The 13,511-nt window shown below is 45.1% G+C and carries 9 protein-coding genes and 1 pseudogene; 5 read left to right on the plus strand and 5 right to left on the minus strand.

What is annotated here, in order from left to right; translation table 11 throughout:
- Positions 1-71 precede the first annotated feature (71 nt).
- From AAFP14_RS09405 to AAFP14_RS09415, 3 genes are all read left to right on the plus strand, one after another.
- Positions 72-2,540: an ATP-dependent helicase gene (locus AAFP14_RS09405; RefSeq protein ID WP_341732004.1), complete on the plus strand. Its 2,469-nt coding sequence runs from the start codon at positions 72-74 to the stop codon at positions 2,538-2,540.
- A gap of 156 nt (positions 2,541-2,696) precedes the next feature.
- Entirely contained in the window at positions 2,697-3,443 is a 747-nt protein-coding gene (locus tag AAFP14_RS09410; protein WP_341732005.1) for a dienelactone hydrolase family protein, read from the plus strand.
- A 102-nt stretch (positions 3,444-3,545) separates the two neighbouring features.
- Complete coding sequence (locus tag AAFP14_RS09415) at positions 3,546-4,445, plus strand: S1 RNA-binding domain-containing protein (protein ID WP_341732006.1); 900 nt, start codon at positions 3,546-3,548, stop codon at positions 4,443-4,445.
- Positions 4,446-4,579: 134 nt separating this feature from the next.
- Here the strand turns inward: AAFP14_RS09415 and AAFP14_RS09420 are convergent, their stop codons facing one another.
- The 4 genes and pseudogenes from AAFP14_RS09420 to AAFP14_RS09435 form a co-directional block, all read right to left on the minus strand.
- A complete protein-coding gene (locus AAFP14_RS09420; protein WP_341732007.1) occupies positions 4,580-6,949 on the minus strand; it encodes a transglutaminaseTgpA domain-containing protein in 2,370 nt (789 codons plus the stop codon).
- Between the two features lie 141 nt (positions 6,950-7,090).
- Complete coding sequence (locus tag AAFP14_RS09425; RefSeq protein ID WP_341732008.1) at positions 7,091-8,152, minus strand: hypothetical protein; 1,062 nt, start codon at positions 8,150-8,152, stop codon at positions 7,091-7,093.
- Positions 8,145-9,326 (minus strand): heterocyst differentiation protein HetZ, encoded by a 1,182-nt coding sequence (hetZ, locus tag AAFP14_RS09430; protein WP_341732009.1) that lies wholly within the window; start codon positions 9,324-9,326, stop codon positions 8,145-8,147. The genes AAFP14_RS09425 and hetZ overlap by 8 nt, the downstream gene beginning before the upstream one ends.
- A gap of 127 nt (positions 9,327-9,453) precedes the next feature.
- Positions 9,454-10,729: pseudogene (locus tag AAFP14_RS09435) on the minus strand (RNA-guided endonuclease InsQ/TnpB family protein).
- Between the two features lie 167 nt (positions 10,730-10,896).
- On the opposite strand from AAFP14_RS09435, the gene AAFP14_RS09440 reads away from it, so the two are divergent.
- A complete protein-coding gene (locus AAFP14_RS09440; protein ID WP_341732010.1) occupies positions 10,897-11,382 on the plus strand; it encodes a hypothetical protein in 486 nt (161 codons plus the stop codon).
- Positions 11,383-11,526: 144 nt separating this feature from the next.
- On the opposite strand, the gene sds is transcribed toward AAFP14_RS09440, so the two are convergent.
- On the minus strand, positions 11,527-12,498 hold the full coding sequence (gene sds, locus AAFP14_RS09445) for a solanesyl diphosphate synthase (protein ID WP_341732011.1): 972 nt from the start codon (positions 12,496-12,498) through the stop codon (positions 11,527-11,529).
- A gap of 652 nt (positions 12,499-13,150) precedes the next feature.
- On the opposite strand from sds, the gene AAFP14_RS09450 reads away from it, so the two are divergent.
- On the plus strand, positions 13,151-13,309 hold the full coding sequence (locus tag AAFP14_RS09450) for a hypothetical protein (protein WP_341732012.1): 159 nt from the start codon (positions 13,151-13,153) through the stop codon (positions 13,307-13,309).
- The last annotated feature ends 202 nt before the right edge of the window (positions 13,310-13,511 follow it).

Below are 13,511 nucleotides of genomic sequence, written 5' to 3' on the forward strand. Positions count from 1 at the left end.
CTGATACAGAAATTGAAACGGTAGAGCGTGAAAAATATTTTTATTATCTAAAATCTCCTATCTAAAATCCCATGACTGACGAATTCGAGCCTAATTTTGCTTCCTCAATTAGTGGTATCAAGAGCCCCGAAAGCCTGTTTACTTCACAATCAGGATCGGAGTTAGCATCCATTTTGCGAGAACAAGCTTGTCAGAAGATTCGCGACAGCTTGCGTGACGCCCAGAAAGACATGGCAAATTGGCAAGGTGGCCCCCTTGCGGTTTCGGCGGTGCCTGGGGCTGGGAAGTCTACGGGAATGGCTGCTGCGTCAGCAATTGCGATCGCCCGCCATCAACTTCACAGCCGCCGTCAGTTAGTGGTGGTGACTTTTACGCGATCGGCGGCTGCTAATATTAAACTGAAAATCCGCGACAGATTGAAAGAATTGTCCTTACCCCAAGGCGGTTTTGTTGTCAATACTTTACACGGTTTGGCATTAAATATTGCGAGGCGTCATCCTGATTTATCTGGTTTAAATTTAGAAAATTCAACTTTAGTTAATACCACTCAAAGTCACCGCTTAATTCGCGCCTGTGTAGAAAGTTGGATAGCGGAAAATCCCCGCCGATATCAAAGTTTGTTAGAAGGACAGCAATTTGATGGTGAGGAAACCGAGAGAATGCGACGACAGTCTGTTTTACGAACAGAGATTTTGCCACAGTTAGCTACCACTGTAATTCACGAAGCCAAATCTTCAGGTTTATTTCCTGAAGATTTGTTAGAAATGGGAGCTATGTCTGCGGGAGACAGTTATGAAATTTTAGCTGTAGCAGGCGGTTTATATCAGAAATATCAAGCTGTGTTGAAGAGTCGGGATTTTATCGATTACGACGAAATGATTTTAGCAGCCTTGCGAGTGTTAGAGAATCCGAGAGCCAGGGCGATCGAGCAAAAACAAGTATTTGCCGTTTTTGAAGACGAAGCCCAAGATTCTACACCTTTACAGACTCAGCTTTTAAAAATATTAGCTCAAGATCCAGAACATCCAGAATTACCGGAAAATTTGATCAGAGTTGGCGACCCAAATCAAGCGATAAATTCTACTTTCACACCCGCAGACCCGATTTATTTTAACGACTTTTGTGATGAATGCGAAGGTCAAAATAAGTTAGCCAAAATGTATGTAGCTGGTCGCAGTAGTCAGGTGATTATCGATGCAGCCAACTTTATTTTGAAATGGGTAAATGAGTCGGAATTAGCGGGAACAGAACCGCCGTTTCGCGAGCAAGATATTCAAGCTGTTGGCAGCGATGACCAGCAAATAAATGCCAACCCAGAACCCATTGGCCGCGGCTTAGAATTGCACACTCCCCGCGATATCTACCAGAGCATCGAATTAATTGGCAAGCGAGTTATTCAGTTAGTCGAGGAATTTTTACCTGCTGATTTTGAATGGAAAGTTACCGAAAATAAACTTGAAGAGTTAGGGGAGGTGAGAGAGGAAAAAGCACAGCCAACATTACCCTTAGAAAATCTCAAGTCTATGGCTGTTTTGGTGAGAGAAAATAAACAAGGAAAATTAATCAAAGAGGTGCTAGAAAATCCTCATAAATATGGATTAAGCGTAGATTTAAAAAAATATGGGATTAAGATAGAAGATGTGGGAGAACGCGATCGCCATTCTCAAGTACCTTGGGAAATCTTAACATTACTGCAATTTCTCGATCGCCCCCACTCACCAGACTACCTGAAAGCAGCACTCAAGATTTTGAGCGATCGGCAACTCATACCCAAACAAGACTACAATGCTTTAGCTACTAGCCCAGAGCAATTTCTGTACCCAGGCCCCCTCGACCCAAAACAGTTAGACCCCGTACTTAAATGTCGCTACTTTTGCTGCGGTTTATTGCAAGCACGCCTCGAACTTCCACCCAATCACATCATCTCATTTCTAGCCCTAGCACTGCAATACGACCAAACAGAATTAGCCACCGCCGAAAAATTAGCAGAACGAGTCGCCATCCAAACAATCGGCAACAATTCAATGAGCAATATTTTGAGTGTCCTGAGCGAAATAGTCAGTTCCGAAAGATTTGAGCCAGTAGAAGCCGAAGAAAAAATAGAAGAACGCTACACCAGCAAAGGTCAACTAACAATTATTACCATGCACAAAGCAAAAGGATTAGATTGGGATTGCGTTTTCATCCCATTTTTACACGACCAAATTATACCCGGAAGTTTGCGAGTGTTACCACAAGCAAAATTTTTAGGAGATTTTACCTTAGCAGAAGTAGCCAGAGCACAAATCCGAGCTAGCTTACACAAAAAAGAAGCTTTTCCAACCCTCAGTCAAGCCTGGGAACAAGCCGGATATTTGAAAACAGCAGAAGAATTTAGATTGCTCTATGTAGCCATGACAAGAGCCAAAAGCTTGCTGTGGATGGCAGCCGAAAAAAAAGGCCCTTTCACTTGGAACAAACCCGATAATTTGCAAGAACTAAAGCCTTGTCCAGTCATGCCAGTTTTGAAACAAAAATTTCCCCATAACGTGGTGTCGTAAAATTAACCAACCGCCAAGACACCCAGAGTCCCAAAACAAAAAAACCTTCATCCCAAAATCTTGGTATAATAGGAAAAATATTCATACAAAACTTCTCTTTTCTTCCTTCGTGTTCTTCGCGCCTTCGCGGTTCAATAACAAAAATCTCATTCACAAATGACCAACTCAGAAATTCATACAGCTAACGTCAAAATCCCCAACGGCGATTTGCAAATCGCCGCCTACCTAGCCCAACCCGCAGCAGCAGGACAATTTCCCGCAGTTATCGTCATTCAAGAAATCTTTGGTGTTAACTCGCACATCCGCGAAGTTACCGAAAGAATAGCAAAAGAGGGCTATGTGGCGATCGCCCCAGCCATTTACCAACGCCTCGCCCCCGGCTTTGAAACAGGCTACACAGCCGAAGACATCAAAATCGGCAGAAAATACAAAGAACAAACTACCGCACCCGAACTTCTGAGCGACATCCAAGCCACCATCGACTACCTCAAAACCTTGCCATTTGTGAACCAACCAGACTTTGGCTGCATCGGCTTCTGCTTTGGCGGACACGTAGCCTACCTCGCCGCCACCTTACCGGAAATCAAGGCTACAGCCTCATTCTACGGTGCTGGTATCGCCACCCAAACCCCCGGTGGTGGCCCCCCCACCATCACTCGCACAGCAGAGATTAAAGGCACTCTCTACGGCTTTTACGGCATTCAAGACACCAGCATTCCTTCCGAACAAGTTGACCAAATTGCCACAGAATTAGAAAAACACAGTATTCCTCACCTAATTTTCCGCTACAATGCCGATCACGGTTTCTTCTGCAACCACCGCGGCAGTTATGACGCTACCGCAGCAGCCGAATCGTGGGAGCAAGTCAAGCATCTATTTCAACAGGAACTTCAACCTGTTTAGAGATGAGGAGAATGGGAGATGTGGAGACGGGGAAAATTTTCTACCAACAACCAACAACTGACCACTGACAACTGATAACTGATAACTGACAACTAAACTTACATGAATTCCAAATCTACAGGTTCTCAAAGCGCAAAAGCATCCTTTTCAATGGACGATTTTGCAAAAGCCCTTGAACAGCACAATTACGAGTTTCAGAAGGGACAAGTTGTGCGTGGCAAAGTCTTGGAGCACGACTCAAATGGTGCGTATGTTGATATCGGTGGCAAGTCTTCGGCATTTTTACCCATCCAAGAAGCTGCTTTGAGAACCATCGCGAATTTGTCGGAAGTCGTGCCTTTGCAAGAGGAACGGGATTTTTTAATTATCCGCGAACAAGATGCAGATGGCCAAGTTACTTTGTCTTTGCGACAGCTACAAATTCAGGAAGCCTGGGAAGGGCTCATGGAATTGCAGGAAAGTGGCAAGGTGCTTCAAGTACGGGTGTTGGGGGCAAATAAGGGCGGCGTAACGGTGGATGTTCAGGGAATGCGTGGCTTTATTCCCCGATCGCACTTAATCGATCGAGATAACATAGAATCCATGGTCGGTCAAGCTTTAACTGTGAGTTTCTTGGAAATAGACCAAGAGAGACAAAAACTGGTACTTTCCCAGCGCCTAGCAACTCAATCCTCTGCCTTCAGTCAGTTACAAATCGGTCAATTAGTAGAAGGAAAAGTCAGCAGCATTAAGCCTTTCGGCGTGTTTATAGACATGGAAGGAATTAGCGGTTTGCTGCACATCAAGCAAGTCAGCCAAAAATATATTGAAAACCTTTCCCAGGTGTTTTCCCCAGGTCAAATTCTCAAAGCAATTGTGATTGACCTCGATGAAAGCAGGGGCAGAATTTCACTTTCTACCCGGATTTTGGAAAATTATCCAGGAGAAATAGTGGAAAAGATGGCGGAGGTGATGGATACCGCAGAAGAAAGAGCCGAACGTGCTAGAAAAAGCCTTAGTTAGTAGTTAGTTGACAGTTGACTGTTGACTGTTGTTACAATAACTACTGAACGACAGTCAACATTCATAAACTATTAAATCTCAAACAACTGATTAGTGGTTTGACTCATTTCAATTGATGCCCAGAACTGTTTAAGTTAAAACCACCGCTTTTTCAGTTTTTTTAAGTGAGATTGTCTCAAATTCTCCACCAACTGTCGCAACTGGTTCAAATTACCCATTTCCCCTCCGTACTTCCAGCGTACATAAACCTGAGAAACCTCCTCAATCACGTCTGCTTGATCAGTTCCATGATTTGGGCGCATCGCCTCAGCATACTCCAAAGGCGTTTGAGCTTTCTGTTTGGCAAATCCGCGACTAGCCAAATCCTTCAACATTTCCTGATAAACCCCCTCCACAGGTGGTAATTTCCCCAGCCAACGACGGTAACGCCACTTGCGCCACAGTTGCCAAATTAACCAGCCTAGGAAGCCAAAGGCGATCGCAGCAATTAAGCCAGTAAACAGCCCCACCCAGCCGTTCGCCAACTGCGCCAAAAACCAGCCCACAATTAAACTAATCCAGCCAATTACAAAACCTATGACTGAATCTAACCCACTTCTCAGAGGTGTTGGTAGCCAACCCGCTACCCACTTCCAAAATGATTCCAGGGCACTAAAAGTCTGGTTATCTTCCACCGAAGCCGGAATCAGAGGATAACCGGGAATCGGATTAAAAGCAAACCAGCCGTAATTGGGAAAATATACCTCCGTCATCAAGAAAGCATCGGTATTTTTGACAATATATAAACCCGTAAATGGGTTGAATTCCCCCGTGTCAAATCCGCCTACCATCCGCGCCGGAATTCCGATCGACCTCAGCATGATTGTCAGCACTGTCGAAAAGTGGTCTGGATATCCACCTGTTATCTTTTTGCCGCCCTGGGTATTTTGATAACCAAACAGAAAACTCTCGACTAAATCTTCATTTTCTTCTAAATAAGGCAAGGCTTTTTCAATTTTATAATTCGGATTTTGCTTTAAATATTGAGCTAAATATAAAGCTTTTTCGTAGGGAGAGTCGATCGCTCTATCTGATTTAGCTACTCTAGTTCTAGCCAGCAATATTTCCTCCGTTTTTTCCCGCACCTTGGCCGCAATTTTCGGAGGCACATCTAAATAGAACTTGCGAATATTTTTCGGGTAATCAGTACCAGTCTTATCCAACAAATCCCGATCGCGATAAGGCACATTAGAAATCACCGTATAAGTTAAACCCTCAGCCAACTCCACAGGCGATCGCAATCCGCCCTCCGCATCTATCGCGACATCCACTGTCGGAAAATAAAGCTCCTTAGCCTTGTTTAAAGCCGGAATCAAATTCGGCAATTGAGCAACAATAGTATAACTTTGAATCACTTCTTGAGTCCGGGGTGCATTCGGAAACGGATTCAGATAAAATTGATAGGACCACCTTGGTCTGTTAATCTTTTGAGCTTGTTCGTTGCGAGAAATTTCCCAGCCCTGACCGGTGTATTTGTCAAAGCCTAATACCCGCCAAAAACCCGCCGCCTGCGATCGTACCCGCATCACCACTTGAGGTGTCATTTCCCCCCGTAAATTTTGATTGATGCGCTGATTGAAACCGTAATAAAAATTAGAGTCAACCTCTCCTGGGCCTTTGTCTGGGTTTCTCCCCCTTCCTGTGCCACTTCCTTTTTGATTTCCCCCTCTGACATACCCCGGATTCAGAATACTGCGGGAGTCAAACTCCCCTTTATATTCAATGGGAGCACTCACCGGAAAAGTCCGTAATTGATAGCCAGGGAGGCGTGGTAAAAATGCAAATATAGTTAGTCCCAATCCCACAGTTATTAGCAACAATAAACCAAAATATTTGGGAGATAAGGTGGCTGCAAATAATGACCACTTTTTGTGGTTTTTCTCTTGATTATCTACATTTTGCTTAGTCTTGTCTAGCTGGGAGAGTCCCAAGCGCGATCGATAATCCAAAACCAAAGTCGGCAGTGCTAAAGCTAAAAACAGTAACAGCAGTGGTCCAAAAGTCAAGGTTTGGCTGAGAGTCCCTGCTACTCCCAACAAAATCAGCCCGATTACCATCGAGTAGCCTAAATCTTTGCGGCGCGGCAAATCGAAGCTGTGCAGCACTTGAACTTGAATTAATAGTTGGGCTAAAACTAACCTTGTATCGTTCAATTCTCCTACCAAACGGCTGAAGAAGGCGAACAGGGCCACCAGCATACCAATGGCGATGCAGAATTTAGCTGCTACATTGCGATCGCGCCGGCGATACCAACTCCAAGTTGCCCCCACAATACTAACAGGCACTGCCCAAAGATTGAGATTCTCTTCTGCAGCAACATCCGTAGCCACAATTCCCACTATTACCAACAACTGAACCAGGATTCGCAGCAGTAAAGAATCCTCAGTCGCCGGCGGAGGCATTGCCTCAATCTGCTCCCACAGCTTACCAAAAAAAGGTATTTTTCGCAGGTTATCAGTTGTCATTTGCACCCCTTCGATTTTCCCTGGATTATTTGTGATTGTTTCTACCGATTGACTTGGGGGCTGATTACCAAATTGCGATCGGTAAAAATTCTATTCAAAAACGCAGTTGTTTATTTAAAATTTGCCTTTTTCGTTGCAATTTTAGACGGACAAAGTAGGACGAATTGCAAACATCAAAGGTCTGGCATCGAAGTTTTGGAACCGAACTTCTAGTGCATAGGTTTTGTCAGGTTGCGGGTCAAACAACTCGACACTTAAATGACCTGAATTTGGTCGCTGTGCACTTGCTTGTGCATTTTCTCCTTTAAGTTCCAAACTTCCTCCTCCGGGAAATTGACACTCAACTCTCAAAGAAGTCATCGAATGTTCTGTGTCAGTCCTTGACTGGTATTGGGCTTCTAGAGTGAGGGAACCCAATGCAGTCAGCCATTCTCGTGATACTGGCGACTGATTTGCCGGACAATTCAAAGTTAGAGAATCGAGAATTTCCCGCGCGGCCATCAGCGACAGTAGCATTTGTTGGTCGGCTGTTGCGGCTTCGTAATTGGGAAAATCCTCTATATCTAAAACTTCAACTCCGCGGACAGCACCTCTGAGCACTAAGCCAGCTAATTCGTTGAGTTCCTGAGATTGGTCGGGAAACAAGCTATCTACAGCCTGAACTAATTTCGATCCTTCTCGCAGCGACGACATTACCAGATTCTGACAGGGTTCTAGGAGTTGAGCAAATACCCCTTGGGCGATCGGAATTGGCAGGCGTCCCCATCTGATATTTTGGAGTTGGGGTGTCCAGAGGTGCAGGGGGGGAACCCATTGGGGGGCTACATCGTCTGGATAGTCGTGGTCGTAGCTTTGAATTTCTGTTTCCCAAGGAAACAGCGGCGGGTTGGATTCAATGGAGGCTCTTAGCCTCTGTTTTAACAAAGTCTGAAAACGATCTTGCACGGTCGGTATTTCTCCCATTGTCAGCGGTTGTGCGGTTTCATTGCTTTGGGTCCCTACTTGATACTCAAGTGGGTCTGGTTCGTCCCATTCCCAATATTCCCTCTCGGAATGCTCTCCTGTGTCGTCCCACTCTTGGGAGGGAAACGACCCAGTTAATTTTTCCTCATCTTCACTCAAGGCATTCGCAGGCGCTTGCAATATCCAGTCTAAAAAATGGCGCTCGAAAGCCTCTGCATCCCTGTTCGTTTCGTTATTCATCACTAGATGCCCCTTCTCCGGAATCTGAACGATTACGCAATTCCCAGGCCAGTTCCAGCAACTTAAACCACCTTTTCTGTACCTGGGCTACCGTGCTGCCGAGGGTTTGTGCGATCGCTGAATCTGACAGACCCTGTTGCTTCAACTTTAGCAAACGCTGTCCCTCTGGGCCAATTTGCTCACAAAAAGCTTGCCACTCAGTCGGCAGCAAGCCCAAGTTTCGATCTAAGTCTGCTTCTAGCCACTGGTGAACCAGTTCCCAGCGGTGAGACATAGCAAACCGAAGCAAATGGTATTTGAACCGCTGCTGCAAATAGTCTCTTTGGCGGGGAGTGATGCCCAGAATTGCCTCTATTTCCTGGGTTGGCAAATCTTGCAACCTCAGCACAAAATAATCTGCACATTCTTGTTGGTTGCGCTCTTTCAAGTAAGCAACTAATTCGTCAATCACGTTCTGTCGCAGAGACTCTGACTCCTCGCCGTTGGGGCGAATTCCCGTGGCACCTTGTCCGGCCATCGCCTCTCGTACTGAGTGTACTGAAGAGTCGTTCCAGGTTTGGTCAGAATCTGTAGCCCCTCCGTCTGCGGCTTGTTCCATATCTACGGAGGTTTCTTTGGGCTGCTGCTGGGAAAAGGTTTGGGCCCGCAAAATAATTAGTTGCTGGCTGCGGTTCCGAGGCAAAGGAATACGCCGTTTACCAAAGCGCTCTACAAATGCCATGTACTCTGCTAATTCTAAGCGAGTGCGGGGGCTGTAGGTGGGTGGCAGTTGCGTTTCGCGCCGGAATGCTTTTAAAGCTTCGAGATAAAATCCTTGCAAGAAATCTTTGATCAGCTCAATCCGCGCCTGGTAGCTAGACTGCACCTGGGGTGGAGTGATGTACCGATAGACGATCGCACTGAGGGTACTGTGTAATTCTACTCGTCCTGGCCCGGAGCCTAAATTGTAATAATGGAGGCATTGTTGCAAGCGGTGCTGGGCGAGACCTAGGGCAGAACCTTCTATGTCTCCAGAGGCTTGAATCCGCTGGCTTTCTGTGCATATCCTGTTGACTTCTGCTGCGAGTCGTCCTGCTACATCCCGGCAATTCTGCTCAGACGCGCGAGTGGACTTTGTAAGTTCGTCTAACAGCAGTTGAAAGATGGTTTCCACGCTCTGGCAGATTTCCCGCATGATTGTTTACAACTAACCTTGAAATTAGCACACTCATTTGACTTTAGATGGAAGATTTTAGATTTGTGAGATGCTTGCAGGTTGTCCCAGCTATCCCATAGTTTTACAATAGCTGGCAAAAGTATAGTCATTTATTGCACATGACATGGGAGGCGTCAAGTCCCTCCCCCTTCACTTTCACTTTGAGCGGATTAACCCGCCTCGGCTGAACTACGCAGCTCTCTATCCCATTGCTGAAAGCATTTGGGATTGCTTTTCTAAGGATGTTATACGCAGCATTAACATCAGAATTAATCAATTGACCGCCTGATGTTTTGTACAAACCTCTCTTGATTCGCTTACCCTGGAACACAGGGTCTTTATCGGTTTTTCCGTAAACAGGGATTGGGTCGAGATTCAGAAAATTTGCGCGCGAAGTGGTAAGATTCTTCTTGCACGATTACCTTAATCCCAACCAACCGAGTCTTGTATTCCAACATCTCAATTAATCGAGCGTGAGGAATACTGACAAAGTTTTGATTAGTTTGCTTTCCTAAATCAATCTCGGTTTTCCACTGTGCATTCTTACCAATTACTAGCGTCCCAATTTGTTTGGCTACCAAATGGTCAACAATTAGGCGACTTGTATGATGCAAGTAATTATCGACTTTTTGGTGGCGACAGCGAGTTAAGCGTTGAATGCGGGGTGAAATCTTGCGGCTTCCTTTCAACTGAGATTGTAACTGTGCTTTACGTTTGTTGTAGAACTGGTTGATTGATTTCAATGGTCGCCCGTTAATCAACAGAGGGATAAAACCCGGCTGATTTGAAGTTAACGCCACTAAGTTATCCAATCCTAAATCAATACTAGCTACAGAGTTGCCGTTACTAACGGTGGACTCCGGTTCATCATAAATCACCTCAATTGCATAGGAATCGCATTTGGGAACCAGTCTAACTTGACAAATTCCCTCGGGATTGATTTGAGTTTTGATTAAAAGCTCCGTACCCGAAAGCTTGATAATTCCTTTTCTCAACTGTGTAGTGCTAATCGCTTGAATCGTGTAGACAAGAATGTTTCGCCCTTTAGCTTTATCTTTGTACTTCGGCAGTTTTGGGCGGCCGGTGAATTTAGAGGAATCGGCTTTGTAAGCTTTGACTGCTTCAAAGAATGATTTCCAATTCTTATCCAATATCATCAAGATTTGTTGGCTAACCTTAGCAGGTAAAGCCTTGTAGGCTTGATGATACTTCATCAAACGGTTCATTTCGTTGTAGTTGATATAGCCCCATCCATAGATAAAACTCTGACGAATCACGTAGTTAGCGGCATTGTAGAGATTTTTGGATTTAAAAGCTAATTCATCAATCAGTGCGAAACGGTGTGACGTCGATTTAATGATGTGCCTTTCTGTTAGTTGCATCCAGACTCGACCTTCGTAACGAGCGAAACAATTTCATTTAACTCTCCTGACTATATGATACTACTATTGTTTATTGATGCTTACCATCTTAATGAAGTTTTACAATACTTGGACGCGCACCTGCTAACCTGAAATTCTGAATATCCAATCTCAAATTATAGCGACCGATGGATTTAGATCTACAGATTCGAGCACTGATCGACAAAGCTCCCCCTGACGGTTCGACACCACAAATTCTAGAGGCGATTTCCCCGGCGCTACGATTACTTGCCCAACAGCTCGAGCATCTGGAATACTTTATTTTGCAAAACTTCGATCGAAGTTGGGCGCTCTCGGTTTTGAGCAATCTCAAGCAACCTGGGCAAGAGAAGCGGGTGATTTATGCTTGGAGTAATTTGAAAGATGCTTCCCAGGCTCCGGCTGCTGCGGGCGATCGTGTCTTGCCCGTATCCATGCCTGTTACTCACATTTTATTTCAGATGCTAGCTCTCGAAGGTCTCGACAGTATAGTTTTTTTTGAAACTCCGGGCAATCTCGAAGTCGGCACGGAAGTCAGTCGCGAGCAAGTGCAGAACTTAATTAATGTTTACTTGCAACAGTATCGATCGACTTTACTGTCAAATTCTAGCAATCTCCCCCCGGATATTGCTTAGTTGGGAATTGGGCATTGGGAATTGTTCATGGGGCAACCGCCCAGCCCCCAGGGGGCAAGGAATGGGGAATGGGGAATTGGCATTGGGCATTGGGCATTGCTCTCCCACTGTCCCCTCTTCCTTCTTCCTTCTTCCTTCTTCCTTCTAATAAAGTCGGCTCAAAACGTACTCCGCCAAATCAATCAAAGCTTGGCGGGACTCTGAATGGGGCATGGATGCCAAGTATTGGACCGCTTTCTGTGCGTGATTTGTGGCTAATTCTCGCGATCTTGCTATACCTTGAGAATCTGCCACCAGTGCTAGGGCCTGCTCTAAATCTCCTTCTTGGGCAAACTCTCGTTCTATGATAACTTCCAAGTAAGGCTTTTCTTCCAGGGCAAATAGTGCTGGTGCTGTCAGATTACCGCTGATCAAATCGGAACCTGCGGGTTTCCCCAAAGTTTCTGTTGAAGCGGTGAAATCTAATATATCATCTACTATTTGGAATGCCAAACCAATGTTGCGACCGTAGTTGTACAAATCGTCTGCTACTTCCGCTGAAACCTCGCTCAAACAGCCCGCTGCTTTCGAGCTGTTGGCAATTAAAGAGGCTGTTTTGTAATAACTTTTTTCTAGGTACGCTTCGATCGACAAACTGGTATCAAACCCATTTAGTCCCTGTTGAATTTCTCCCTCTGCTAAATCCATAATCACTTCTGAAAGTAGTTTAACTACTGTCAGGTTGTCGAGATTTGCCAAATGCCAGGAGGATTGAGCAAACAGAAAATCTCCCGCCAATACTGCCACTCGATTGTTAAACCGACTGTGCACCGTCGGCACTCCCCGCCTCAGATCCGACTCGTCCACCACGTCGTCGTGGACTAGACTTGCCGTGTGGATCATTTCCGTGATTTCGGCGAGGCGACGGTGTTTTTCCGTGATTTCCCGATGGGGCATTGTCGCCTTGGCGACCAACAAGACTATTGCGGGTCTCACCCGTTTTCCCTTTGTGCCGAATAAGTATTCCGCAGCCGCGTACAAAATGGGATGACGGGCACCCACTAACTGTTTCAAGTTTTCTGTCAACAGTCGCAGGTCTTCTTCAACCGAGGAAAATAGGAGAGTGCTAGAGATCATGGATACGCCGACTCAAGCCGTAAAGTAACAAAATTTTACATATCATATCTTTATTTTAAGGTAATTCTCTGCGATCGGGAACAAAATTCTCTGCGATCGATAGCGATCGATCGTCTGTCATCAGCCACAAGTTATGGGCTTGAGGGTGAGCAGCACCAGGCTACCAGAGACGTGACCCTATTGTATCGAATTGTTAAGGACTTTGGGAAAAAATCTTTAAATGCCATAAAACCTGTGCTATACTAAATATTAAGGATTTAAACAATTCCATACATTAAGCCCAGCTAAATCAGCAGGCAGCTTTAGAGTATCTGCAAGAGGTTGTTAGAGCCAGCCTTGTTAACCCGATCGCGACCAAAAACTCTGGGAATTATTTTATGCTCATGGGAGCAAAAAAAACACGAGTTAATGGTAGTGCATTGTATGTGTGCGGTAGCTCAAGGCAGCTAGAGTGGAATACTTTAGGCTGTTAAAGCATCAATAAAGCAGTAAAGGATAGTGGACAGGGAAAGGTTTATTTTTCCCGATCGCTTTATATGAAAAAGCAGCCTTTAGAGTCAAGGCATTGTTTTGTGTGCTGACTTAATGTAGTAGGTGTTGAACCCGTCCTCCCCCTGTTTGACCTTCTCCTCCTCGACTGGTGGCTCTAATTATGATTTACCGTGATATTCCTCTAATTATTCCCATTCTAGCCACGGGCTATGTAATGACTATTTATTTGCTGCTAATCTTGGCCGAACGCAGCGCTAAAATAACTCGACTGGGTGGGTGGCGCTTGCCAGAAGCTGAATCCCGAAGCACCGTGCGCTAAGCTACAACTAAATAATTCTCAATAGTCAATTGATAACCCTGCCTCTGTATGTCAGTACAGAGGCAGGTTTATGATTAGATAGACTCGTAAAAATGATAAAATTCTGGTGGCCAAAACGGTGAAGAGCGCTATGCAGCAAATTATAAAAGCTAACATCTACTAATAAGTTTGTATTAATTTTCGCTTCCGCCTGCATCTCTAC

The sequence above is a fragment of the Microcoleus sp. EPA2 genome, from assembly GCA_020882975.1.
GTDB lineage: Bacteria > Cyanobacteriota > Cyanobacteriia > Cyanobacteriales > Microcoleaceae > Microcoleus.